Origin of the sequence: Agrobacterium sp. MS2 (assembly GCF_003261015.1) — a bacterium.
Lineage (GTDB): Bacteria > Pseudomonadota > Alphaproteobacteria > Rhizobiales > Rhizobiaceae > Agrobacterium > Agrobacterium pusense.
On the sequence record NZ_QLNF01000014.1, the window covers coordinates 148,870 to 173,734 of the forward strand.

25 protein-coding genes are annotated in these 24,865 nt (G+C 59.4%); 14 read left to right on the forward strand and 11 right to left on the reverse strand.

Annotated features, from left to right (window positions below; all coding sequences use genetic code 11):
• Positions 1 to 10 precede the first annotated feature (10 nt).
• Positions 11 to 751: a DUF1223 domain-containing protein gene (locus DOU54_RS08810; protein WP_072495153.1), complete on the reverse strand. Its 741-nt coding sequence runs from the start codon at positions 749 to 751 to the stop codon at positions 11 to 13.
• 189 nt (positions 752 to 940) lie between these two features.
• Positions 941 to 3,634, reverse strand: a complete 2,694-nt coding sequence (acnA, locus tag DOU54_RS08815) for an aconitate hydratase AcnA (RefSeq protein WP_072495154.1) — start codon at positions 3,632 to 3,634, stop codon at positions 941 to 943.
• Between the two features lie 268 nt (positions 3,635 to 3,902).
• Between acnA and ccmA the strand changes: the two genes are divergently transcribed.
• The 5 genes from ccmA (at position 3,903) to DOU54_RS08845 (ending at position 7,021) form a co-directional block, all read left to right on the forward strand.
• Positions 3,903 to 4,544, forward strand: coding sequence for a heme ABC exporter ATP-binding protein CcmA (gene ccmA, locus DOU54_RS08820; RefSeq protein WP_006698261.1), 642 nt, complete (start codon positions 3,903 to 3,905; stop codon positions 4,542 to 4,544).
• A gap of 202 nt (positions 4,545 to 4,746) precedes the next feature.
• Positions 4,747 to 5,406 carry a heme exporter protein CcmB gene (gene ccmB, locus DOU54_RS08830; protein ID WP_113382023.1) on the forward strand — a complete coding sequence of 220 codons (660 nt, stop codon included), beginning with the start codon at positions 4,747 to 4,749 and terminating at the stop codon, positions 5,404 to 5,406.
• Between the two features lie 74 nt (positions 5,407 to 5,480).
• Complete coding sequence (locus tag DOU54_RS08835) at positions 5,481 to 6,242, forward strand: heme ABC transporter permease (RefSeq protein WP_006698262.1); 762 nt, start codon at positions 5,481 to 5,483, stop codon at positions 6,240 to 6,242.
• A gap of 3 nt (positions 6,243 to 6,245) precedes the next feature.
• Positions 6,246 to 6,419 (forward strand): heme exporter protein CcmD, encoded by a 174-nt coding sequence (ccmD, locus tag DOU54_RS08840; RefSeq protein ID WP_113382022.1) that lies wholly within the window; start codon positions 6,246 to 6,248, stop codon positions 6,417 to 6,419.
• Positions 6,416 to 7,021 carry a DsbE family thiol:disulfide interchange protein gene (locus DOU54_RS08845; RefSeq protein ID WP_107340296.1) on the forward strand — a complete coding sequence of 202 codons (606 nt, stop codon included), beginning with the start codon at positions 6,416 to 6,418 and terminating at the stop codon, positions 7,019 to 7,021. Before ccmD ends, DOU54_RS08845 begins: the two co-directional genes overlap by 4 nt.
• A 14-nt stretch (positions 7,022 to 7,035) precedes the next feature.
• Here DOU54_RS08845 and DOU54_RS08850 read toward each other — a convergent pair whose 3' ends face one another.
• The 7 genes from DOU54_RS08850 to DOU54_RS08880 form a co-directional block, all read right to left on the reverse strand.
• Positions 7,036 to 8,217 carry a GGDEF domain-containing protein gene (locus DOU54_RS08850; protein WP_034500065.1) on the reverse strand — a complete coding sequence of 394 codons (1,182 nt, stop codon included), beginning with the start codon at positions 8,215 to 8,217 and terminating at the stop codon, positions 7,036 to 7,038.
• A 122-nt stretch (positions 8,218 to 8,339) separates the two neighbouring features.
• Positions 8,340 to 8,936, reverse strand: coding sequence for a DUF2585 domain-containing protein (locus DOU54_RS08855; protein ID WP_113382021.1), 597 nt, complete (start codon positions 8,934 to 8,936; stop codon positions 8,340 to 8,342).
• Positions 8,933 to 9,583, reverse strand: coding sequence for a septation protein A (locus tag DOU54_RS08860; protein WP_045533382.1), 651 nt, complete (start codon positions 9,581 to 9,583; stop codon positions 8,933 to 8,935). The genes DOU54_RS08855 and DOU54_RS08860 overlap by 4 nt, the downstream gene beginning before the upstream one ends.
• A 2-nt stretch (positions 9,584 to 9,585) precedes the next feature.
• Positions 9,586 to 11,022, reverse strand: a complete 1,437-nt coding sequence (gene ftsY / locus DOU54_RS08865) for a signal recognition particle-docking protein FtsY (protein ID WP_113382020.1) — start codon at positions 11,020 to 11,022, stop codon at positions 9,586 to 9,588.
• Positions 11,023 to 11,054: 32 nt separating this feature from the next.
• Complete coding sequence (gene mtaB / locus DOU54_RS08870) at positions 11,055 to 12,329, reverse strand: tRNA (N(6)-L-threonylcarbamoyladenosine(37)-C(2))-methylthiotransferase MtaB (protein WP_113382019.1); 1,275 nt, start codon at positions 12,327 to 12,329, stop codon at positions 11,055 to 11,057.
• Entirely contained in the window at positions 12,326 to 13,225 is a 900-nt protein-coding gene (gene dapF / locus DOU54_RS08875; protein ID WP_113382018.1) for a diaminopimelate epimerase, read from the reverse strand. Before dapF ends, mtaB begins: the two co-directional genes overlap by 4 nt.
• A gap of 110 nt (positions 13,226 to 13,335) precedes the next feature.
• Positions 13,336 to 14,406, reverse strand: coding sequence for an MBL fold metallo-hydrolase (locus DOU54_RS08880; RefSeq protein WP_113382017.1), 1,071 nt, complete (start codon positions 14,404 to 14,406; stop codon positions 13,336 to 13,338).
• Between the two features lie 325 nt (positions 14,407 to 14,731).
• Between DOU54_RS08880 and ffh the strand changes: the two genes are divergently transcribed.
• The 5 genes from ffh (at position 14,732) to trmD (ending at position 18,432) form a co-directional block, all read left to right on the forward strand.
• Positions 14,732 to 16,303, forward strand: a complete 1,572-nt coding sequence (gene ffh, locus DOU54_RS08885) for a signal recognition particle protein (protein WP_113382016.1) — start codon at positions 14,732 to 14,734, stop codon at positions 16,301 to 16,303.
• Between the two features lie 11 nt (positions 16,304 to 16,314).
• Positions 16,315 to 16,632: a chorismate mutase gene (locus DOU54_RS08890; protein ID WP_003505091.1), complete on the forward strand. Its 318-nt coding sequence runs from the start codon at positions 16,315 to 16,317 to the stop codon at positions 16,630 to 16,632.
• Positions 16,633 to 16,665: 33 nt separating this feature from the next.
• Positions 16,666 to 17,043: a 30S ribosomal protein S16 gene (gene rpsP, locus DOU54_RS08895; protein WP_004443943.1), complete on the forward strand. Its 378-nt coding sequence runs from the start codon at positions 16,666 to 16,668 to the stop codon at positions 17,041 to 17,043.
• A 120-nt stretch (positions 17,044 to 17,163) separates the two neighbouring features.
• Positions 17,164 to 17,730 carry a ribosome maturation factor RimM gene (rimM, locus tag DOU54_RS08900; protein ID WP_006698269.1) on the forward strand — a complete coding sequence of 189 codons (567 nt, stop codon included), beginning with the start codon at positions 17,164 to 17,166 and terminating at the stop codon, positions 17,728 to 17,730.
• A gap of 3 nt (positions 17,731 to 17,733) precedes the next feature.
• Positions 17,734 to 18,432, forward strand: coding sequence for a tRNA (guanosine(37)-N1)-methyltransferase TrmD (gene trmD / locus DOU54_RS08905; RefSeq protein ID WP_113382015.1), 699 nt, complete (start codon positions 17,734 to 17,736; stop codon positions 18,430 to 18,432).
• On the opposite strand, the gene DOU54_RS08910 is transcribed toward trmD, so the two are convergent.
• Entirely contained in the window at positions 18,414 to 19,160 is a 747-nt protein-coding gene (locus DOU54_RS08910) for a sulfite exporter TauE/SafE family protein (protein ID WP_004443948.1), read from the reverse strand. The genes trmD and DOU54_RS08910 overlap by 19 nt on opposite strands.
• Before the next feature lie 265 nt (positions 19,161 to 19,425).
• Between DOU54_RS08910 and rplS the strand changes: the two genes are divergently transcribed.
• The 3 genes from rplS to DOU54_RS08925 all read left to right on the forward strand — a co-directional run bounded on the left by rplS (position 19,426) and on the right by DOU54_RS08925 (position 21,716).
• Positions 19,426 to 19,965: a 50S ribosomal protein L19 gene (gene rplS, locus DOU54_RS08915; RefSeq protein ID WP_003505101.1), complete on the forward strand. Its 540-nt coding sequence runs from the start codon at positions 19,426 to 19,428 to the stop codon at positions 19,963 to 19,965.
• A gap of 123 nt (positions 19,966 to 20,088) precedes the next feature.
• The gene (locus DOU54_RS08920) at positions 20,089 to 20,886 is read left to right on the forward strand and encodes a transporter substrate-binding domain-containing protein (protein ID WP_113382014.1); all 798 of its coding nucleotides are present in this window, start codon (positions 20,089 to 20,091) and stop codon (positions 20,884 to 20,886) included.
• The gene (locus DOU54_RS08925) at positions 20,883 to 21,716 is read left to right on the forward strand and encodes an amino acid ABC transporter permease (RefSeq protein WP_107340290.1); all 834 of its coding nucleotides are present in this window, start codon (positions 20,883 to 20,885) and stop codon (positions 21,714 to 21,716) included. Before DOU54_RS08920 ends, DOU54_RS08925 begins: the two co-directional genes overlap by 4 nt.
• A gap of 47 nt (positions 21,717 to 21,763) precedes the next feature.
• On the opposite strand, the gene DOU54_RS08930 is transcribed toward DOU54_RS08925, so the two are convergent.
• A complete protein-coding gene (locus DOU54_RS08930; protein ID WP_022556971.1) occupies positions 21,764 to 23,041 on the reverse strand; it encodes an MFS transporter in 1,278 nt (425 codons plus the stop codon).
• Positions 23,042 to 23,454: 413 nt separating this feature from the next.
• Between DOU54_RS08930 and leuC the strand changes: the two genes are divergently transcribed.
• On the forward strand, positions 23,455 to 24,864 hold the full coding sequence (gene leuC / locus DOU54_RS08940) for a 3-isopropylmalate dehydratase large subunit (RefSeq protein WP_113382013.1): 1,410 nt from the start codon (positions 23,455 to 23,457) through the stop codon (positions 24,862 to 24,864).
• Position 24,865: the final 1 nt, after the last annotated feature.

The following is a 24,865-nucleotide window of genomic DNA, read 5'->3' on the forward strand; positions in this document are numbered from 1 at the left end:
AGATCGGCGATTATGGCGTTTCGTTCCCCAATAAAATACTTGCACCGACAATCGCCGCGGGATCACCGCTTGCATTCGCCGTCTGCAACAGCACGGCGCAGCCGCCCTTTTTTACCTTGGCGACCACGCTCGCCGGCAGCTTTACCGTCATCGGCGAACCGTCCCACATGCCGACCGTCTGCACGTCATAAACGCTGTGCCAGTAGGACATTTTTTTTCCCTGGTTTTCACCCTTCTGCACATCCACGGTCTGCTCCCGGGTGAAATATGCGACGACGACATCGGCCTTGCCGCTGCCGGCACCGATATCGATCTCCACCTCATCACCCGCAAATTTTGACGAGACGGGCACGTTCAATCCCTTGCCCTCACGCTTGAACGAGTCGAGCCTGTCATAGATCCCGCGCACATCCGCGCCCTTGACGTGGTCACGGCCGTTCAGAATGGCCTGCGGCGTGTAGACCCCGTTGCGGCCGAGTGCACGCATGTAACCGTATTGCCGTTCGGTATTTTCCTTGGATGCGAGCGAATCCGTCCAGCCGAGATAGTTCCAATAATCGACATGATAGGAGAGACCGACGACGTCGCCCTTCTGGATCATCTTGCGCAGGGCCTCATCCGCCGGGGGGCAGGATGCACATCCCTGCGATGTGAACAATTCGACGACGCCCTTCACCGCCTCCTGCGCCTGCGCGGAGGTGACGAGCAACGTGCCGAGAAGACATATCGACAGGGGGAATTTCAGCGGCATTACAAAAACCTTTGTCCGGAAGAGATCCAGACGAATTGATGCGATCAATCCCGCCGGGATGCAAACCGGAAAATAACGTCTAACGCCCTTCAATAGAAAGTCACGAAGGGGTGAGCGACAATCACAAAACAAGCGACTTGAAACGGAAAGACGCCGGGATTCCTCCCGGCGCCTTCGATTGTCGAAGCTTTACGCAGCCAGATCGCGCAGAACGGTCTGCAGAATACCGCCATTGTTCATGTAGATCACTTCATCAAGCGTATCGATACGGCAAAGAAGCGGAACTTCCTTCACCGTGCCGTCGCTGTAAGTGATCTTGGCGATCTTCTTTTCACGCGGCTTGATCTCGCCTTCGAGACCGTCGATCTCAACGATTTCATCGCCTTTGAGGTCGAGGCTCGCCCAGGACGTTCCCTCTTCAAAGACGAAGGGGACGACGCCCATGCCGACCAGGTTCGAACGGTGAATACGCTCAAAGGACTGCGCGATGACCGCCTTGACGCCGAGCAGGTTGGTACCCTTGGCCGCCCAGTCACGGGATGAGCCGTTGCCATATTCGACACCTGCAAAGATGACGAGCGGAACGCCCTCAGCCTTGTACTTCATTGCCGCGTCATAGATCGACATCTCTTCCTTGGACGGATAGTGAATGGTGTAGCCACCTTCCTTGCCGTTCGGGCCGAGCATGTGGTTGCGGATGCGGATGTTGGCGAAGGTGCCGCGCATCATCACTTCGTGGTTGCCACGACGTGTGCCGTACTGGTTGAAGTCGGCAACGCCGACACCATGCTCGGTGAGATAAGCACCGGCAGGCGATGCCGCCTTGATCGAACCGGCCGGAGAAATATGGTCGGTGGTGATCTTGTCGCCGAAGAGACCGAGAACGCGCGCGCCCTTGATGTTCTTGAGACCCGAGCCTGTCTTGCCCATGCCCACGAAGTAGGGTGGGTTCTGGACATAGGTCGAGTTGTCGTCCCAGGCATAGGTCTGACCCGGCGGCACCTGAACGGCCTGCCAGTTGGCATCACCCTTGAAGACGTCGGCGTACTTCGTCTCGTAAAGCTCGCGCGTGACGTATTTCAGGATGAACTCCTGAATTTCCTTCGAGGTCGGCCAGATATCCTTGAGATAGACCGGGTTGCCGTCCTTATCATTGCCGATCGGCTCCTTGGTCAGGTCCTTCTGGACCGTGCCGGCAAGAGCGTAAGCGACGACGAGGGGCGGAGAGGCCAGATAGTTCGCCTGCACGTCAGGCGAGATACGGCCTTCGAAGTTGCGGTTACCGGAGAGAACGCCGGCCGCAATCAGGCCCTTGTCGTTGATCGTCTTGGAGATCGGCGCCGGCAGCGGGCCGGAGTTGCCGATGCAGGTCGTGCAGCCGAAGCCAACGAGGTTGAAACCGATCGCATCGAGATCCTTTTGAAGGCCCGACTTGTCGAGATATTCGGCAACCACCTGTGATCCAGGTGCAAGCGACGTCTTCACCCATGGCTTGGAGGTCAGCCCCTTGGCGACAGCGTTACGGGCGAGAAGGCCGGCAGCGATGAGGACGGAGGGGTTGGACGTGTTGGTGCAGGAGGTGATGGCGGCAATTGCCACATCGCCGTGACCAAGATCGAAGTCCTCGCCTTCAACCGCGTAGCGGCTCGAAAGCTGGCCGGGCTTCTTGTAGTCATTTTCGAGAGCAGTCGCGAAATTGGGCGCGATGGTTTCGAGCGGCAGGCGGCCTTCCGGACGCTTCGGGCCGGCCATGGACGGTACAACGTCGCCGAGGTCGAGTTCGAGCGTGTCGGTAAAGACAAGATCGGAACCGTCGCCGGTGCGCCACATGTCCTGGGCCTTGGAGTAGGCTTCCACGAGGGCAATACGATCCTTTGTACGGCCGGACATCGTCAGGTAATTGATGGTTTCGCTGTCAACCGGGAAGAAGCCGCAGGTCGCGCCATATTCCGGGCCCATATTGCCGATGGTCGCTCGGTCGGCCAAAGACATTGAATCAAGGCCGGGGCCGAAGAATTCAACGAACTTGGAAACGACGCCCTTCTTGCGCAGCATCTGCACGACGGTCAGAACGAGGTCGGTCGCGGTGACGCCCTCCTTCACCTTGCCAGTCAGCTTGAAGCCGATGACCTCAGGCAGAAGCATGGAAACCGGCTGGCCAAGCATGGCCGCTTCAGCCTCGATACCGCCGACGCCCCAGCCGAGAACGCCGAGGCCGTTGATCATGGTCGTGTGGCTATCCGTGCCGACGCAGGTATCCGGATAAGCGATGGTCTCGCCGTCCTCTTCCTTGGTCCAGACGGTCTGGCCGAGATATTCCAGGTTGACCTGGTGACAGATGCCCGTGCCGGGGGGAACAACGCGGAAGTTCTTGAATGCCTGCTGGCCCCACTTGAGGAAGCGGTAACGCTCGCCATTGCGCTCATATTCAAGTTCGACGTTGCGGGCAAAAGCGTTCGGCGTACCGAATTCGTCAACGATAACGGAGTGGTCGATGACGAGATCGACAGGAACCAGCGGATTGATCTTTTCGGGATCTCCACCGAGAGCCTTGATACCATCACGCATCGCGGCAAGATCGACCACGGCAGGAACGCCGGTAAAGTCCTGCATGAGAACGCGGGCGGGGCGGTAGGCGATTTCGTTTTCGGTGAGGCCCTTGTTGTTGAGCCATTCGGAAACCGCCAGAATGTGTTCCTTGGTAACGGACTGGCCGTCCTCGAAACGCAGGAGGTTTTCGAGCAGGACCTTCATGGAATAGGGCAGCTTGGAAACGCCCTTCAGGCCATTGGCTTCAGCCTTGGGCAGGCTGAAATAGACATAGTCCTTACCATCGACGGTAAGAACGGAACGACATTTGAAACTGTCGAGTGATTTGGGCATGGATAAAAACCCCGCTTACACTGATAGCCAACACGTTCGTGCGGACACCTATGCACTCATGCACATCAGGATGCGGGTACGACCATTTCCGCTGTCCGCACGTGAAAATTGCTCCTCGCAATCGTCAAGTCCGGCGCAAGATGATGTTCACGCCGGCCGCTGGCGTGTTGACACCCATATAGATAATTTCAGACAAACGTGCCAGACCATTCCACGACGCTAATCGATTTTTTTATGATCGAACGGCAAATTTTAATCGGAACGCAGCATGCATCTGACGGCGGAAAATCTTGGCGTGCGACGCGGCGAAGATTTCATATTCATGAACATTTCCTTCAAGTTAAGCGACGGTGAGGCGCTGGTGCTGACCGGGCGTAACGGCTCGGGAAAATCGACGCTGCTGCGCACGGTGGCCGGTCTGTTGCGACCCGAGCGGGGGCAAGTGAAGATAGCCGGCGAAGGAATAGAAGCCGAGATGCGACCTTCGGAAGCGTGCCATTATCTCGGCCATCGCAATGCGATGAAGACGGAACTGACAGTTTCCGAGAACCTGCGCTTCTGGAAGGATTTCCTTGGAGACTTTCATGGCGCGGCGGGCGTAGCGATTGACGAAGCGGCCGAGAGTGTCGGCCTTGCCGGCATTACCCACCTGCCTTTCGGTTACCTGTCCGCCGGCCAGCAGCGCCGCTTCGCGATGGCAAAGCTCCTTGTCGCATGGCGGCCGGTATGGATTCTCGATGAACCGACTGCGGCGCTCGACAGGGCGGCAGACGACATGTTTACCGATCTCGTGAAAGGCCATCTTGCAAAAGGCGGTATCGTGCTGGCGGCAACCCATCAGCCTTTGGGGCTGGAGAAGGCGCAGGAGTTGCAAATGACCGGGTTCGCGGGCGTGGAGGCTTGGGCGTGATGGCGATGTGCACGCGGCTTACCCCCCTCTGTCCTGCCGGACATCTCCCCCTCAAGGGGGGAGATCGGCAAGAGGCGCTACAGCCACTCCATTCTCGAGCATTGAGATGGACGAGACCTAACCACGAGTCGATCTCCCCCCCTGAGGGGGAGATGTCCGGCAGGACAGAGGGGGGTAAACTTCACCCACCGAGGCCACGCCAATGACCGCTCTCTTCCTCCGCGATCTCAAACTCTCCATCCGCGCCGGCGGCGGCGCGCTCATCGGCGTCCTGTTCTTCATGACAGTGGTTGCCGTCATCCCTTTCGGCGTTGGACCCGATCTCAACCTGCTTGCTCGTATCGGCCCGGCCATTGTCTGGATCGGCGCACTTCTGTCCGCCCTTCTCGGCCTCGACCGGTTGTTCCAGGCCGAACGCGACGACGGCTCCCTCGATCTCATCCTGATGCAGGAAACGCCGCTGGTGCTGACCGTCTTCGTCAAATGCCTGGCGCACTGGGTATCGACGGGCCTGCCGCTGGTGCTGGCATCGCCCCTTCTCGGCCTGTTCATGAACATGGACGAGGTGGCAATCGGCGCGGTGATGCTCACCCTCCTCGTCGGCTCACCCGCCATCACCTTCATCGGCGCGGTGGGGGCGGCGGTTGCCGTTGCCCTGCCACGCGGCGGCCTTCTGGTCTCCATCCTCGTCCTGCCGCTCGCCATTCCGGTGCTGATCTTCGGTGTCAGCGCTTCCTACGCGGCAGTGCAGGACCCGGCCCCCTTCCTGCCGCCCCTCCTCATCCTCTGCGCGATCACGTTATTTTCAGCCGTGACCGGCCCTTTCTTTGCCGCTTTGGCACTGCGCAATGTTATGGATTGAGGAAACCGCAACGCACGATACCCTGTTGACAGGGATCAATTGCGGGGCGGCCATTCTCGGGTTACACAAACGGCATGAACGAGCAGACTTTCTCCATCACCAAGTTCAGCGATCTCGCCAATCCCACGCGGTTTCTGGCGCTGGCGGCACGCATCCTGCCATGGCTCGCCGGTTTGACCGCGCTGGTGCTGGCGGCCGGCCTCTACATGTCCTTCACCTCGGAAGGAGATTACCAGCAGGGTTACACGGTGCGCATCATGTATGTGCACGTGCCCTCCGCCTGGCTGGCCATGATGTGTTATTCGGTCATGGCAATATCCGCCATCGGCACCCTCGTCTGGCGCCATCCGCTGGCCGATGTCAGCCATAAGGCCGCAGCCCCCATTGGCGCGGCCTTCACGCTCATCGCACTTATCACCGGCTCACTCTGGGGCAAGCCCATGTGGGGAACCTGGTGGGTGTGGGATGCGCGGCTGACCTCCGTTTTCGTGCTTTTCCTGATGTATCTCGGGCTCATCGCACTCAACCGCGCCATGGACGATCCATCCAGAGCCGCCCGCGTCAGCGCGGTGCTGATCCTCGTCGGGTTCGTGAATATTCCGATCATCAAGTTTTCGGTCGAGTGGTGGAATACGCTGCATCAGCCGGCAAGCGTCATCCGGATGGGCGGCTCCGCCATCGACGCGGAGTTTCTCTGGCCGCTTCTGACCATGGCGATCGGTTTCACGTTGCTGTTCTTCACCCTGCATATCGCCGCCATGCGCAATGAAATCTGGCGCCGACGCGTGGCCGCGCAACGCCGGCTTGCCGCTCGCATGGCGAACCGGGAGGGTTGAGGGATGACACACGCCTTTTATATCGGCATGTCCTATGCGGCGACCGGCCTTGTCGTTCTCTGTCTCATCGCCTGGGTCGTCGTCGACGGCCAGGCACGCAAGCGGGAACTGAAGGAACTCGAAGCATCCGGCATGCGCCGCAGGACAAGAGCCGGTTCCGCTGGTGACGGCAAATGACGCAGACTAACCAGAATGACACATCAAAATCCAGGTCGTCTGGCCGCGCACGTTACGCGCTGGCGCTTCTTCCCTTGCTGCTGTTCGGCGGCTTTGCCCTCGTTGCCGGCAAGATGCTATATGATCAGGATGTCAACGGACTGGATGTCAGCGCCATACCGTCAGCGCTGATCGGCACCAGGGCGCCGACCCTGTCGCTGCCGCCGCTGGAAGGTTCGAACCTGCCGGCACTGACGGATGCGGCCATCAAGGGCAAGCTGACGCTGGTCAATGTCTTCGCTTCCTGGTGCATTCCCTGCCGGCAGGAACATCCGCTGTTGCAGGAACTGGCGAAAGACGACCGCATCACTGTCGTCGGCATCAATTACAAGGACAAGCCGGACAATGCCCTGCGCTTCCTCGGCGAGCTCGGCAACCCCTTTGCCGCGATAGGGGTCGATCCCAGCGGCAAGGCGGCGATTGACTGGGGTGTGTATGGCATTCCCGAAAGTTACCTGGTCGGCGCGGACGGCACGATCCTTTACAAAAAGGTCGGCCCCTTTGATGCCCGCAGCGTCGAGCGCGACCTGCGACCGGCCATTGCGGCCGCAGCCGGAAAATAACCGCTCGTAAGGCATCACGCCTTGTTAACGACCCTCAGAGGCGGGCCTTCCGCCGGCAGACGCATGCCTTCCAGCACCACCTGATCGCGACCGCCGCGTTTTGCGGCATAAAGACTGTCATCAGCACGCTTGATGGCGTCGTGAATGGAATGATCGCCCCTCGCGACCGCCGAAACACCGAAGCTCGCCGTGATCTGACTGGTCACACCCCGGTTCCGCCAATCCAGTGACGACAGGCCTGTCCGCATGCCATTGGCAAGCTGGCTGGCCGCAGCAGCCGTCTGACCGGGCAGGAACACCACGAATTCCTCGCCGCCGAAACGCGCTACCAGCGCATCCTCGGGCGCATTTTTTGTGAGAAGATCGGAAAGGCCGATGAGGACGATATCTCCCGCCGCATGGCCGTAGACATCATTGATGCGCTTGAAATGGTCTATGTCGCAGGCAATCACCGCGCCATCAGGCGTATCATTACGAAAGTCGGGCACACGCCGGTCGAAGCCACGTCGGTTCAGCACGTCCGTCAGGGGGTCATGCTCCGCCGCGTGCTGATGCCGGTCCACGGTGACGGAAATCTGGCTCGCGAGCACCGAAAGCGCGAGCAGGAAGCCAAAAATACTCGCAGCAAGCTGCATGTAGAAAGCATAATCCGACTCGAAGAACTCGCTGAGTTCGATCATCGAGCCTCCCGGCGTCATCACCAGCAGCAAGCCGATGCGCACCAGCGTCTCCACCACCACAAGACAGGCGATTCCCACCATCAGCCTGTCGGCAAGCGCAGCCGGGCGCTTTCGCACGAGCCAGACCGGGATTGCGAGCAAAAGGGCGCAAACGAGATCGCCGATGACGAGTTCGCGTTTCAGATCGGGGGTGATGAAAACATGGAAAGAGACCAGCAACACCGCAACGACGACGATCGACAGCCGCGCCTTGGTATAGAGCGGCCGCCCGAAATGGGTGAGCAACGCGTGGCCATAGAGGAAGAAGGCGGAAAAGAACAACAGATTCGAAAGGATCGCCTGAACTTCAAAAGGCAGCCCGCCAAGCACCAGCGGTGTTGCAAAAGCAAAGGCCGCCGAAAGATATCCGATACCCCAGTAGCGGGCGGAAGCCTGCCCGGTCCTCTGCAGGAACAGAAACACCACGCCGAATGTCAGCATGATAAAGGGAAGAAGATAGGCGAAATTGTCTTGCAATGGGTTCTGCCGGAGGGAGAGACGAGCCTTTGAACCCGGATGTTACCGCAATGCCCTTAAGAAAGCCTGCATATATCGCGCGATTCCAAGGCCGTTCGGACTGCAATGTCAACGAACGCCGTTCACATTTGCGGGAGCGCGTTCTGCCATTCCTTTATGGCTTCAACAGGCCAGACAAGCATGACGACGTTGAGCGTCAGGTTGTCGCGGATCAGCCAGCCGGTGAATATCTCGAAGAAGATGGCGACCACCACCGTTAGCCACACCGGCGCACGGGCGGCGAAGAAGAAACCCAGCGCCATGAAAACCGTGTCCATCGCCGAGTTCAGGATACTGTCCCCCGTATACCCCAGCGCCATCGTCGCTGTTCGGTAGCGATCGATGATGATGGGCGAGTTTTCAAGAATTTCCCACGCGGTCTCTACCAGCACCGCAAGGGAAAGCCGCATGGAAAGCGGCTTGTTGCGGAACAGCAGCCACGCAAACCAGTAGAACAGGAAGCCGTGGATGATATGTGACGGGGTGTACCAGTCAGCGATGTGCTGGGAGTTGCCCGGTGTATTCACGCCCGGTTCGAACAGCTTCACATAACCGCATTCACAAATCGGAATGCGGCCCATGGCGTAGAGAATGATGATCTGCAGGAGAAGCAGCCCGGCGGCCACGCCGAACCATTTAAACGAACGCGAACGGGAAGCCGGCATCTCCGCAACTGTCATTTTTCGTCCTTGCCAAGCGGCTCGACAGAATGGCGCATCACAAGCGGCATCTGCGCCATGGTGAAGATGATGGTGATCGGCATGGTGCCCCAGACCTTGAAGGCCACCCAGGCGTCTGTGGAGAACATGCGCCAGACAACCTCGTTCAGCACCGCCAGAAAGAGGAAAAAGATACCCCAGCGCAGCGTCAGCTTGCGCCAGCCCTCATCCGTAAGCTTGAAGGCGGAATTGAAGACGTAACCGAGCAGCGACTGCCCGAAGAACAGGCCGCCCAGCAGAATGACGCCGAACAGCGTGTTGACGATGGTCGGCTTCATCTTGATGAAAGTGTCGTTCTGCAACCACAACGTCAGAGCGCCGAACACGAAGACCACGATGCCTGAAATCAGCGGCATGATCGGCAGCTTGCGCGTCAGCACCCAGGAAACGGAGAGCGCAATCGCCGTCGCGATCATGAACAGGCCGGTGGCGATGAAGATCGGGCCACCGAACTCTGTCAGAACCGGAAAAGTGGTGGCAAGCCATTCGCCGCGGGAATTCGCGAAAAAGAAGACGACAAGCGGGCCAAGCTCAAGCACGAATTTCAGGAGCGGGCTGATTTCCGCCACCATCTTTTCGCTTTCCTTGGAATTGCTTTCAATATCCATACTCAAACTCCCGCAATGGCCTTGGCGAAATCTTCCGCCTCGAAGGGCTCCAGATCGTCAACACCTTCACCCACGCCAATGAAATAGACCGGCAGCTTGTGTTTTGCAGCGATGGCGACGAGGATACCGCCCCGCGCCGTGCCATCCAATTTTGTCATAATCAGGCCCGAAACGCCCGCAACATTGCGGAATATTTCCACCTGGTTCATGGCGTTCTGGCCCGTCGTTGCGTCCAGAGTCTGTAACACGGTGTGCGGCGCATCCGGATCGAGCTTGCCGAGCACGCGCACGATCTTTTCCAGTTCCGCCATCAGTTCCGTCTTGTTCTGCAAACGGCCCGCCGTATCGATGATGAGCACATCGCTTTTCTGCGCCCGAGCCTGCTCATAGGCGTCGTAAGCGAGACCCGAGGCATCTGCCCCAAGCTTGGTGCCGATGAAGTCCGAGCCGGTGCGGTCGGCCCATATCTTCAACTGCTCAATCGCTGCCGCGCGGAAAGTATCGCCGGCCGCCAGCATCACCTTGAGGCCCGAGCCAGAAAGCTTGGCGGCGAGCTTGCCGATGGTCGTCGTCTTGCCCGTACCGTTGACGCCGACCACGAGAATGACATGCGGCTTGTGCGAGAGATCGAGTTCCAAAGGTTTGGCAACAGGCTTCAGCACCTTGGTGATCTCGCCCGCCATGATGCGCGCCACATCTTCGCCGCTCACATCCTTGCCGTAACGCTCCGAAGACAGGGCGCCGGTGATGCGCATGGCGGTCTCGACACCAAGATCGGACTGGATGAGAAGATCTTCCAGCTCGTCGAGCGTATCTTCATCCAGCTTGCGTTTGGTGAAAAGCGCTGAAATCTGTGTGGTTAGCTGCGAAGACGTGCGGGCAAGCCCGGCCCGCAGGCGCTGAAACCATGTCAGTTTCACCTCAGGTGCGGCAGGCGCAGGCTCCTGCCGTTCACTGGCGGACGAAAAACCCTTTGGCAGGGCTGGTGGAACCGCAACGGGTTCAGGCGCAGTCGCGGCCTCCGCCTCGTCAAGCAGCGCATCCATCGCATCGGCATCCAGCACGACGTCGGCAGCCTCCGGAGTCGGCTCGACCTGCTCCTCGGCAGCGGCTTCCGCCTGCAGCAACGACAATGGCACCACGCCCATATCGCCGGAAAGCTCGGCACCGGGGAGAAGCGGCGCGTCCTCGTCTTCATTCTCGCCGGAGGAGGCTAGATCTTCCGCCTCGTCGGGGGCCGGGCCGCCGGCCGTCTCCATCTCCAGTTCGGAAACAGGATCCCTGTCGACAGCATCATGCGCTTCGGCGTCGTTCAGCGCCGCTTCGAAAGAGGCGTTTTCATTGCCGCGCTCAAGCGCAGCATTCTCTTGTGGCCGCTCTTCCGTTTCGGCCTTGTCCTTGCCGAACGAAAAGACTTTTTTGATGAAGCCGAGGGCCATGGTTGTTCCCGTGTCTCTTTTCTTGCGCTGCCTCAGGCCGCATCTGCCGCCAGAAGCCTCATATTCAGATGTTTGCCGTTGTGGCCGGTAATCGCAACCCGCGCAAGAGTGCGCGGGGCAAGATCAGGTGCCGCCACCAGCGTGAAATTGTCCGTATGGGCAAAACCGTTGTTTTCGACGAGGATCGTCTGCGCCGAACTGACCATACCTTGCAGATGCGCCATCCTGAGCACTTCACCCCGCACGCGAAGCCTCGCTGCCCGCTCCTTCACAAGCGCGCGGTCGAGCTGCGGCATGCGTGCGGCGGGCGTACCGGCACGCGGGCTGTAGGGAAACACATGCAGGCTGGAAATGCCGCATTCTTCCGCAAGCGTCGCGGCATTCTCGAACATCTCCTCCGTCTCGGTCGGAAAACCGGCGATCATATCCGCGCCGAAGGCCACATCAGGCCTGAGCGCCCGCACCTCCTGACAGAACCGGATAGCATCGGCACGTGAATGACGGCGTTTCATGCGTTTCAGGATCATGTCGTCGCCATGCTGGAGGGACAGGTGCAGATGCGGCATGAAACGCGGCTCACCGGCAATCAGATCCATCAGATGGTGGTCGGCCTCGATACTGTCGATGGAAGAAAGGCGCAGGCGCAGAATGTCCGGTACCTGCTTCAGCAATGTCTTGGCGAGGTAACCGAGGGAAGGCTCACCCGGCAGGTCGGCGCCGTAACTGGTCGCATCCACGCCGGTCAGCACGATCTCGCAGTAGCCGCTCTCCGTCAGCCGGCGGGCCTGATCCACCACCGCACCCATCGGCACGGAGCGCGAATTGCCGCGCCCGTAGGGAATGATGCAGAAGGTGCAGCGATGATCACAGCCGTTCTGCACCTGAATGAAGGCGCGCACATGCCCGTCTATGTGCTTGACCATCTGAGGTGCGGTCGCCTTGATGCTCATGATATCGTTGACGCGCAGTTTTTCTTCCGCCGAAACGCCGAAATCCGGCAGCGCGCGATAAGAGGCGCTTTTCAGCTTTTCCTCATTGCCCAATACCGCGTCTACCTCGGGCATCTCGGCAAAGGTCTGCTTCTCGGTCTGGGCGGCACAGCCCGTCACGATGATGCGCGCATGTGGGTTGTCGCGCCGGGCGCGGCGGATCGCCTGGCGAGCCTGTCGCACCGCCTCCCCGGTCACCGCGCAGGTATTGACCAGCACGGCATTGTTAAGCCCGGCCTTTTCGGCCTCCGCCCGCATCACTTCCGATTCATAGGTGTTGAGACGACAGCCGAAGGTTATGACCTCGACCCCGCTCATACAGCCCCCCGCTCGACAGCATCCCGCGCCCACAAGCCGGTAATGGGATCGATGGAGCCCGACCATTCCCATTCGGCCGGGCCGGTCATGATGACGTGGTTATCTTCACGCCAGTCGATGGTCAGCGGCACGCGGATCGGGCTTGAGGCGACATCGATGCTGACCTTGCGGCCGGTGCGGCCGGTGCGGGCAGCGGAAACAGCTGAAGCACAGGCGGCCGAACCGCAGGCAAGCGTTAGCCCGGCGCCGCGCTCCCAGGTGCGGGTGCGAAGCGCGCTGTCTGAAATCACCTGCGCCAGCGTGATATTGGCCTTTTCCGGAAACACCGGATGGTTTTCGAGCAACGGGCCGAAGCGTTCGAGATCGAACTCCATCGGATCACGATCAACCCAGAATACGGCGTGCGGGTTGCCCATCGACATCACAGCGGGCGAATGCAGGATCGGCGCGTCGATCGGCCCGATCTGCAACTCGATGCGGCTGGTATCGTGGAACTCTTCCGAAAGCGGAATGTCGCTCCAGCGGAAACGCGGGAGCCCCATATCGACCGATATCATGCCGTCTTCATGCTCGACGGCATTCAGGATACCGGCGACCGTCTGGAAGGTGAAGCTGGTCTTGCCGGTTTCGGACGACAGCGCCTGCACCACGCAGCGCGTGCCGTTGCCGCAGGCCTGCGCCTTGGTGCCATCGCAGTTGAGGATGTCAATATAGGCATCCGTTCCCTCGATACGCGGATCGTGGATGGCCATGATCTGGTCGAACTGGGTGGCAGGATCGGCATTGAGGGCAATTGCTGCCTCTGGCGTGACCATATCCTTTCGGCCGCGCATATCGACAACCAGGATCTTGTTGCCAAGCCCGTTCATCTTCGCAAATTCGACCGTGTTCGCCATCGCTTTAAACCTGAAAACCGCTTTTCATACGGGATTTTCCCGTGCTTTCGCCCTATATGGCGGAAACACCGGCAAATTACCAGACTGTTGCGTCGCAAACGGGGCGGCTGTCAGGCGGAAGGCACGTCGAAAACCTCTCCGGGGCGCATCGGCCGGAAACGGCTCTCCTCCACCCCGTGTTCGCTCAACGCAACCTTGAGGGCTGCGAGCGGCGCATCGACCGCCTCATCGGTCAGCTGTACCGTACCCCAATGGTGGCCGCAGACATGCGCCGCACCGCAAAGCTTCATGCCTTCCACGGCTTCCGCCGGGTTCTGGTGTTGGCCCTTCATGAACCAGCGCGGTTCATAGGCGCCGAAGGGTAGGTTGGCGAGGCGGAACTCACCATGCTTCTTGCGCGCGGCGTGATAGTTGAGGCCCTCGTGAAAGCCGGTATCGCCAATATGGTAGATTTTCCCACCCGGCGTTTCGATGACGAACGCCGCCCAGAGTGCCATGCGCCGGTCGTTCAGACCACGCGCCGACCAATGATGGCACGGCTCGAAGTGAATTTTCACCCCACCGGCATCAATCACATCACCCCAGTCGCCCACCTCGATGCGCGCCGCCTGAACGCCGGTACGGATGATGGCATCATTGCCGAGCGGCGTGATGAAAAGCGGCTTGTGCGCCACATGCAGGCGCTTCAGCGTCTCCATATCCAGATGATCGTAGTGATTATGCGTTACCAGCACGAGATCGATGGGCGGCAGATCCTCGAAACGGATACCGGGCGGGTTGACGCGCTTGGGCCCGGCGAAGCTGAACGGGCTCGTGCGCTCAGACCACACGGGATCGACGAGAATATTCAGGCCCGCTGTTTGGATAAGAAAGGAAGCATGGCCGATGAAGGTGACACGCATGTCTTTACCCTCGACCCGGCTGTCCGGTTTCGCAAACGGAAACGGGCTCGCATAGCTTTCCGGCCACTTGGCGCGTTCACCGTTGAAGCGCCATTTCAGCAGACCCATGAAGTTGCTGGGCGGCGTACCACCGGGATTGAAAAAGCGTATCCCGTCGAAATGATCGGAGATAGGGCCGCTATAATAAGCGCTGGCGCTTGAACGACGGGCATAAAGGCCGCCGCCCGCCAGAGCGAGCAGGCCAACAGCGGAAAAACGGAAAAATTTTCGACGGTTCATGACAAATGTATAGGGAGCAGAATGGCGCCGTTCAAGCACCGCCTCTGGCGGCCGACGACCGATCACGCAAAGATGAAATGCAGGCTTTGTCGGGCGGAAACCAACGCTGCCTTGACTTTTCCGGCACTTTCCTGTTTATCCCGCCCATCAGCTGGCAGTTTCACGACTCCAAGCCGCCGACCGGGACCCGAAAAGGTATAAAGAGATCCCGGAGGTCAACACCCGACAGCGCGATGCGCCCTCGGGTGCTTTTTGGCTTTGCGTCTTGTTTTTGCCAGCGAAAGCACCGACGTTTCGGAAACCCGGAACGAAGAAGGAAGAAACGATGTTTGAAAACCTCCAGGACCGCCTTGGTTCCATTCTGAATGGACTGACCGGCCGTGGCGCGCTGACGGAAGCCGATGTTGCCGCCGCCCTGCGCGAGGTTCGCCGTGCGCTGCTGGAAGCGGATGTGGCCTTGGAAGTCGTACGTTCCTTCACCGACAGAGTGCGTGAAAAGGCCGTCGGCGCGGCCGTTCTGAAATCCATCAAGCCCGGCCAGATGGTCGTCAAGATCGTCCATGACGAGCTTGTCGAAATGCTCGGCACCGAAGGCGTCTCGATCGACCTTCATGCGGTCGCCCCCGTCGTCATCATGATGGTAGGTCTGCAGGGCTCGGGTAAAACCACAACCACCGGCAAGATCGCCAAGCGCCTGACCGACCGCGACAAGAAGAAGGTGCTGATGGCATCTCTCGACACGCGTCGTCCGGCCGCACAGGAGCAGCTTCGCCAGCTCGGCGTCCAGACCGGCGTCGACACGCTGCCGATCATTGCCGGCCAGTCGCCGACGGATATTGCCGCACGTGCCGTGCAGGCCGCAAAGCTCGGCGGCCACGACGTCGTCATTCTCGATACCGCCGGCCGCACACACATCGACGAACCCTTGATGCTGGAAATGGCAGACATCAAGAAGAAGTCCAATCCGCATGAAATCCTGCTGGTCGCGGATTCGCTGACCGGTCAGGACGCCGTCAATCTGGCTCGCAATTTCGATGAACGTGTCGGCATCACCGGCCTCGTTCTCACCCGTATGGACGGCGACGGCCGCGGCGGTGCAGCCCTCTCCATGCGCGCCGTCACCGGCAAGCCGATCAAGCTGATCGGTATCGGCGAGCGCATGAACGAACTCGACGAGTTCCACCCGCGCCGTATCGCCGACCGTATTCTCGGCATGGGCGACATCGTCTCGCTGGTCGAAAAGGCCGCCGAAAACATCGATGCGGAAAAAGCCCGCGCCATGGCCGAGAAGATGGCCAAGGGCAAGTTCGACCTCAACGATCTGGCCGGCCAGCTTGCCCAGATGAAAAAGATGGGCGGCATGGGCGGCATCATGGGGCTGATGCCCGGCATGGCCGGCATGAAGGACAAGATGGCTTCAGCCGGCATGAACGACAAGATGTTCGATCGCCAGATTGCCATCATCTCCTCCATGACCAAGGCGGAGCGCGCCAATCCGGATATTCTGAAACACAGCCGCAAGAAGCGCATCGCCGCCGGTTCCGGCACCGATGCCGCCGAAATCAACAAGCTTCTGAAGATGCATCGCGGCATGGCCGACATGATGAAAGCCATGGGCGGCAAGGGCAAAGGCGGCATCATGAAGCAGATGATGGGCGGCCTTGCCGGCAAGATGGGTCTCGGTGGCATGATGGGCGGCGGCATGCCTGATTTGTCCAACATCGATCCGAAGCAGCTTGAAGCGCTCCAGAAGCAGGCGGAAGCCGCCGGCCTCGGCAAGCCGGGTGGAATGCCCGGCCTTGGCGGTCTGCCGGGCGGATTGCCGGGCCTCGGAGGCACAAAGCTGCCGGGTCTTGGCGGCATGCCGGGCCTTCCCGGCTTTCCGAAAAAGAAGTGAGGGGGACGCCAATGAACAATACAGAGGTGAAAGCCCAGCTTTCCGAATACCGCCAGTCGATCGACAACATCGATGCCGCACTGGTTCACATTCTTGCCGAACGTTTCCGCTGTACCAAGGCGGTGGGCGTGCTGAAGGCAAAATACAATTTGCCGCCGGCCGACCCGGCGCGCGAGGAATACCAGATCGAACGCCTTCGCCACCTGGCAAAGGACGCCAATCTGGACCCGGATTTCGCCGAGAAGTTCCTGAACTTCATCATCAAGGAAGTCATCCGGCATCATGAAGCAATCGCCGCCGAACATGGCGGCACAGAAAAGACCGCCTGAACGGCGGACAAGCCATCCTAAGGAGTAAATGACATGGCACTCAAAATTCGTCTCGCACGCGGTGGTTCCAAGAAGCGCCCGTATTACCAGATCGTTGTTGCTGACGCCCGTTCGCCCCGCGACGGCCGCTTCCTCGAGAAGGTCGGTTCCTGGAACCCGATGCTTGCCAAGGACAACCCGCAGCGCGTTGAGCTGAAGGCTGACCTCATCAAGGAATGGATCGCCAAGGGCGCACAGCCGACCGACCGCGTTCTGCGCTTCCTCGCAGAAGCCGGCCTTGCCGAGCGCGCCGCTCGCAGCAACCCGGAAAAGGCAAAGCCGGGCAAGCGCGCTCTGGAACGCGTTGCTGAAAAGAAGCAGAAGGCTGAAGATGCAGCCGCTGCCGCTGCGGAAGCCTCTGCTGCAGAATAATCTGCACGGAAACTTTTGAGGAACGGGTGGCGTGGATTTCCACGCCGCCCGTTTTTTGTTTATTTTGGCGTCAACAGACCTTAAAGCTGACGCAACCAATACCAGAAGACGGACGGCCCGATGGCAAAGCTGGAAAACCCGATACTCATGGCAAAAATTGGTGGCGCGCAGGGTCTGCGTGGCGAAGTCCGTGTCAGCACATATACCGATGACCCGCTGGCGCTCGGCGATTACGGCAATCTGGTCAGCGCCGATGGCCGCATTTTTGAAATTCTGGAAATTCGCGAGGGTAAGAACGTTGTCATTGTGCGCTTCAGGGGCGTCAACGACCGCAATGCAGCCGAAAGCCTGAATGGGCTCGAACTCTTCATCGAACGCGACAATCTGCCCGACGACGAGCTTGATGACGACGAATTCTATTATGCCGATCTCGAAGGGCTGGAGGCGGTTGATGCCGAAGGCAAGAGTTATGGCGCCGTCAGTGCGGTCTATGATTTCGGCGCGGGAGATCTGCTGGAGCTGAAGGGTGCGGGCCGTCGCCCGGCCCTCATTCCCTTTTCAGAGGCGGCGGTGCTGGAGATCGACCTCGAAGCCGGACGCATTCTTATCGATCCGATGGCCGCCGGCCTGATCGATAATCCCGACGACAAGGACGAAACCGGCGTACCGCCGTTCGGCAAGAAGTAACCGATGACCTTCAAGGCTACCGTGCTGACGCTTTACCCGGAAATGTTTCCGGGACATCTCGGATATTCGCTGGCCGGCAAGGCGCTGGAGCGGGGACAATGGTTGCTGGACGCCGTGCAGATCCGCGAATTCGCCACCGACAGGCACAGAAGCGTCGATGACACGCCCGCAGGCGGCGGCGCTGGCATGGTGCTGAAACCCGATGTCCTGGCCGCGGCCATCGACCACGTTTCCAATGGTGACACGCGCCCGCGCCTGCTGATGAGCCCGCGCGGCAAGCCTTTGTCCCAGAACCGTGTGCGCGAACTTGCGGCGGGTGACGGCGCAATCATCGTCTGCGGCCGTTTTGAAGGCGTCGACCAGCGGGTGATCGAGGCGCGCGGGCTGGAGGAGGTGTCGATCGGCGATTACATTCTCTCCGGCGGCGAGCCGGCGGCGCTGACGCTGCTTGATGCCGTCGTTCGCATCCTGCCTGGTGTCATGGGCAACGATCTCTCCGGCGTGCATGAGAGCTTCGAGGGCGGGCTGCTGGAGCATCCGCATTACACCCGCCCGCAACTCTGGGAAGGCCGTGATATCCCCGCCGTTCTCACCTCCGGCAATCACGCCGTCATCGACAAATGGCGTCATGAACAGGCGCTGAAGCTGACGAAGGAAAGGCGGCCCGACCTTCTTGAGAAGCCTCAGGTCGAGACGAAATAATAAGCCGTCAGCACCAGCCCGACCGCAATCACCAGCCAGCGAATGACCCACTGCGGCACCCGCCGCGCCGTGTGCACGCCCGCATAACCGCCAAGCGCTGCCGCGGGAAACATGATGAGCGCCGCCCACCAGGAGACAACACCGCCGCTGACGAAGATCGTAATCGCGATGACCGCGATCACCACCGACAGCAGGTTCTTCAAGGCGTTCAGATGATGATAGCTTCCGCCCGAGGTTATTCCGAGGATGGCAAGCATCATGATGCCCATTCCAGCGCCGAAAAAGCCCCCATAGATGGAGGCAAGCCCCTGGAAGACGAGGCTCGGCAGATTGCCGGGAGAGCGCTCGGTGCTTGTCTTCGGCCTGAGCCACGGGCCGGCGGCAAAAACGGCGGTGGCGGCGAGAAGCAGCCATGGAACCAGCTGACGAAAGGAGGGGTTGTCGAGCGACAGAAGCAGGAGCGATCCACCCAGCCCACCGACGACGGAAACAGCCGACAGAAGGATCGCCTCGCGCCAATGGGCGCGTATCTCCGGCCCATAGGCGATGACGGACGTGACGTAGCCCGGAAACTGCACGATCGCCGACGTGGCGTTTGCGACAATCGGCGGCAGGCCGGCCAGCGTCATCGCACCGAAGGTCAGGAATGTGCCGCCGCCGGCAATCGCATTGACGACACCTGACAGAAAGCCGGTTGCAAACAGCATGAGAACGATGAATATGGACATGGCCCCTCCCAAGGTTTTCATGCCATATCCGGCCCAAAGCCGCTTCGCAACTGTCAGAGCGCGGCGAAGAATTGATAAAAATTGTCATGAAGGGATGACAAACGGTGCATCCTCGTGTATGTGCCCGCGTGGAATTGGGGTTTACCCCTTTAACCGCAAGCAAAGAATGGCGAACCCGCTCCTGCCGCAAGGCATGGCCTGAAGGCATCGACCGACAGGCAACCGTTGAGCGCTCTGGCTGTTTCAGAAGAAATCAGAGGTTAACATGACCAATATCATTCAGCAGCTGGAAGCCGAACAGGCTGCCAAGATCGAAGCAAAGCGCACCCTGCCTGAGTTTTCTCCGGGCGACACGCTGCGCGTGAACGTCCGCGTTACCGAAGGTAACCGTACCCGCGTTCAGGCTTATGAAGGCGTTTGCATCGCCCGTTCCGGCGGCGGCCTTTCCGAAAGCTTCACCGTTCGCAAGATCTCCTACGGCGAAGGCGTAGAGCGCGTATTCCCGATCTACTCGCCGCTGGTCGAAGGCGTTGAAATCGTTCGCCGCGGTAAGGTTCGTCGTGCGAAGCTCTACTATCTGCGCGACCGTCGCGGCAAGGCTGCCCGTATCGTTGAAAACACCGGTACGCGCGCCCGTAAGCTGAACGAGTCCGAGCGCCAGGCAGCTGCCGAAGAAAAGGCACGTCTGGAAGCTGAAAAGGTAGCAGCAGCACAGGCTCTCGCCGCCGAAAAGGCAGCAGCCGAAGCTGCTGAAGCCAAGGCAGCAGAAGAAGCAGCAAAGGCTGCAGAAACCGCAGCAGAATAAGATTTCCAGTTTACTGGATTTACGGAAAAGGCGGTCTTGGGACCGCCTTTTTTGTTGCGCTCACATGTCTTGCTCTCGCTCCGGCAAGCGTGCAATTTGAGAAAAATCGCTCCGGAGCCTTTCATGATCGCCAGACGCCCGTTTCTCGCCGCCCTCGCCGTATTGGCCATGACGCCTGCACTCGCCGGCGCCGTCGATCTGCCGGATCTTGAGGGACGCACCGTCGTCGTGGTCACGGAAAATGCCTATCCGCCGCTGCAATTCGTCGACCCGAAAAGCGGAAAAGCCATCGGATGGGAATATGATGCGATGGAAGAGATCGCCAGACGGCTGAATTTCAAGGTCGAATATCAGAACATTTCCTGGGACGCGATGATCCAGTCAGTTTCTGCGGGGCAATACGACATCGGCATGACCGGAATCAGCATCAAGGACGACCGCAGGGAAAAAGTGGATTTCTCCGTCCCTTATATGCGTTCGGAAATGTTCATGCTGGTGCGGGCAGATGAAAACCGTTTTACCGACGCAAAAAGTTTCGCCGCCTTCGATAAAGGTCTCGTTGGCACACAGGCCGGCACCACGCCCTTCTACACGGCCGTTTACGATGTTCTGGATGGCAACGAGCAGAATCCGCGCCTTCGCCTGATGGAAACCTTCGGCGCCAGCGTTCAGGCGTTGAAAACAGGCGATGTCGACCTCGTGCTCACCGATGGCGTTGCCGGCAAGGGTTATGTCGATGCGTCAAACGGCACGCTCAAACTGATCAGTGGTCCGCTTGGCGGCGATGACTTCGGTTTCATCTTCAAAAAAGGTTCCGATCTCGTTGCCCCTGTCAATGCCGCGATCGCGGCACTGAAGGCGGACGGCACCTTCGCCGCACTCGATAAGAAGTGGTTCCTCGACTACAAGCTTGGCGAATGACGCTGCACGACGCCACAACAAAGCGGAACACGCAGAACAGCACGAGCGAGGATTTTCCCTGGTGGCTGCTCGCGATCCTCGTGATCGGCATTGCCCTTGCCGCGATGATCGCTGTCAATGGCATTTACACGCAGGTGTTCAGCACCGTGGCAAAAGGTGTCGGCATCACGGTTTCCGTCACGCTCACGGCCTTTATGCTGGCAACATTGCTCGGCCTTTGCATCGCCCTCGTCGGAATGGCTGATAATATCGTGGCACGGCAGGTGGCACGGTTTTACATCGAAGTGGTTCGCGGCATACCGATCATCGTTCTGCTTTTCTACATCGCTTTTGTGGGAACGCCAGGCCTGGTGGCGCTCTATAACGGGCTGACTGCTCCGCTTGTCTCACAGGGATGGGTGGAGCCTTTGCTTGTGCGGGACGTATCATTGATCTGGCGGGCGATCATCGCACTGACCATCGGTTATGCGGCTTTCATTGCAGAGATATTCCGCGCCGGCATACAGGCCGTTCCGGAGGGGCAGATCGAGGCAGCAAAGGCCCTCGGTTTCAGCCGCTATCAGCGCTTCAGGCTGATCACTCTGCCACAGGCGACCCGGACGATCTTTCCGCCGCTTTCGAACGATTTCGTGTCGATGGTGAAGGACAGCTCACTTGTTTCGGTGCTCGGCGTCACCGACATCACCCAAATGGGAAAAGTCTATGCCGCCGGTTCTTTCCGGTTTTTCGAGACCTATTCGATCGTCGCCTATATCTACCTGATCTTGACCATAGGGCTATCACTGATATTGCGGCGGATTGAAAAGGCGATGCGCTCGAAACAAGGATGAGGGAAAGGGGACAGCCGGAAGCAATCCGGCTATCCCTCTCTTTTGGTTCAGGCGGTTTGAGCCTGATTGCCCATCTTGCGGGTGGCGATGATGACTAGCACACCGGCAAGCGCGAGGCAGAAGGCAAGGAAGAACATCGGCGCAATGGTGCTGCCGGTCTGATCCTTGATCCAGGGCACGACGTTTTGCGCCACGAAGCCACCGAGATTGCCGACCGAATTGATGGCGGCGATACCCGCAGCAGCGCCCGCTCCCTTGAGGAAGCGGCCGGGCAGGCTCCAGAACACCGGCTGGCCTGCAAAGATACCTGCAGCGGCGATGCAGAGGAAAGCGAACTGCAACACCGGGTCGCTCAGCAATGCCGACATCAGCAGGCAAAACGCGCCGATAAAGGCAGGACCAACGATATAGGGCGTCTTGTTCTTTGCCTTATCGGCCGCCAGAGGCACGACGAACAAGGCAACGGCAACGATCACCCAGGGGATGATGTTGATGAAACCGTTCGCGGTGTTGGAAACGCCAAAGCTCTTCACGATGGTTGGAAGCCAGTAGCTGAGACCATAGGCGGCCAGCGGAAATCCAACATAGCAGAGCGACATGAACAGAACCCGCGGATTGATCAGGGCTTTGAAGCCATCTTCCGCATGCTCTTCCATGCCCTTGTTCTCTTCGGCAAGCCGGTTCTTCAGCCAGTCCTTCTCGTCCTGCGACAGAAATTTGGCCTTTTCGGGCGTATCATCCAGATAGAAGAAGGTGGCTATGCCAGCGATCACAGCCGGAATACCAGTGGCAAGGAATACCCATTCCCACCCGGCATAACCGAGGAAACCGTCGAGATCGAGCAACATGCCGCCGAGCGGCGCGCCGATGGCATTGGCGAGCGCGCTGAAGATCATGAACAGGCCGATCATGCGACCGCGATAATCGCGCGGGAACCAGAGCGTCATCAGGAACAGCACACCCGGGAAGAAGCCCGCCTCGCAAAGCCCGAGCAGGAAGCGCAGGATGTAAAACATCGTGGCGTTCTGCGTATAGGCAAGCGCAATGGTGACGGCCCCCCAGGAAACCAGAATGCGGGCAAACCATTTGCTGGCGCCGAAGCGGTTGAGGAACAGGTTGCTCGGCACTTCGAAGATGAAGTAGCCGATGAAGAACAGCGACGCGCCAAGACCATAGGCGTATTCGCTGAGGCTCAACGCATCGACCATCTGCAGCTTGGCATAGCTGACATTCTGTCGGTCGATATAGGCGATGAGATAGAGAAGGCCAAGAAACGGCATGAGCCGCCAGGTGATCTTCGAGATAAGGGCCTTTTCGGATACCATATGCTTTCCTCCCTTCGATTTCTCGTCGAATGCAAATGATAAGGGAACCCATCTATATGTGCGCTGCAAAATAGGCAAGTTGCGTTGCATCATAACAACCGCAAAGCGTTGCTGGGCAGGCCGTCTCGCCGTGATGCAGTGCATAGTGTTGGCACGATCCTGTCCTTCAGCCTGTCTCCTGCGCATTCATGTTGCCGTAAAACCATCGATCTGCTATGAAAGTTGCCATGGGATCTAAATTCGGATGTCTCGCTCAGAATGTGTATGTGCTGCAGGACCACAAGCGTCTGCCGGCACGCTTCTTTGCGCGCGTTTCCGGGGCGCTCACCAGCCGACTTAGGCTCGCCTGACAGCACCGCTGTCCACCGCCTTACTGAACCCTATTATCCTTTTCCATGACAAGGCACAGAGCCATGAGCGCACCCCGCACTTTGTATGACAAGATCTGGGACGACCACGTCGTCAATCGCGACCCGGATGGAACCTGTCTTCTCTATATCGACCGTCACCTCGTTCATGAGGTGACGAGCCCCCAGGCCTTCGAAGGTCTGCGCATCGCCGGCCGTCCGGTGCATTCGCCGGCCCGCACGCTCGCTGTGGTCGATCATAACGTGCCGACCACCGCCGACCGGCTGGAAGGCATCAAGAACGAAGAAAGCCGCATTCAGGTGGAAGCGCTGGCGCAGAACGCCAGGGACTTCGGCGTTGAATATTATTCCGAACGCGACAAGCGCCAGGGCATCGTTCACATCGTCGGTCCCGAACAGGGTTTCACCCTGCCGGGTATGACGATCGTCTGCGGCGACAGCCACACCTCCACCCACGGCGCATTTGGCGCACTGGCGCATGGCATCGGCACCTCCGAAGTAGAGCATGTTCTGGCCACACAGACGCTGATCCAGAAGAAAGCCAAGAACATGCTGGTGCGTGTCGATGGCAAAATCCCCGAGGGCGTTACCGCCAAGGACATCATCCTTGCCATTATCGGCGAGATCGGCACCGCCGGCGGCACCGGCCATGTCATCGAATTTGCTGGTGAGGCGATCCGTTCGCTCTCCATGGAAGGTCGCATGACGGTCTGCAACATGACCATCGAGGGCGGCGCCCGCGCCGGCCTGATTGCGCCTGACGAAACGACCTTCGAATACATCAAGGACAAGCCGCGTGCGCCGAAGGGCGAAACGCTGGAACAGGCGATCGCCTACTGGAAGACTCTGAAATCCGACGAGGGCGCCCATTACGACAAGGTCGTCATCCTCGATGCGGCCAATCTTCCGCCTATCGTCTCCTGGGGCTCTTCTCCGGAAGATGTAACCTCTGTTCAAGGCATTGTTCCCAATCCCGATGATATCGATGAAGAAAACAAGCGCGCCTCCAAGTGGCGTGCGCTTGACTACATGGGCCTCAAGCCCGGCACGCGCATTACCGATATCGCCATTGACCGCGTCTTCATCGGCTCCTGCACCAATGGCCGCATCGAGGATTTGCGCGCGGCGGCGAAGATCGTTGACGGCCGTAAAGTCGCTCCCACCGTTTCGGCCATGATCGTGCCCGGCTCCGGTCTCGTGAAGGAACAGGCGGAAAAGGAAGGTCTGGACAAGATTTTCCTCGAAGCCGGTTTCGAATGGCGCGAGCCAGGCTGCTCCATGTGCCTTGCCATGAATGACGACCGCCTGAAACCCGGCGAACGCTGCGCGTCCACCTCGAACCGCAATTTCGAAGGCCGTCAGGGCTATAAGAGCCGTACCCACCTCGTCTCCCCCGCCATGGCGGCGGCGGCAGCCATTGCGGGTCATTTTGTTGACGTTCGTGAGTGGCAGTGAT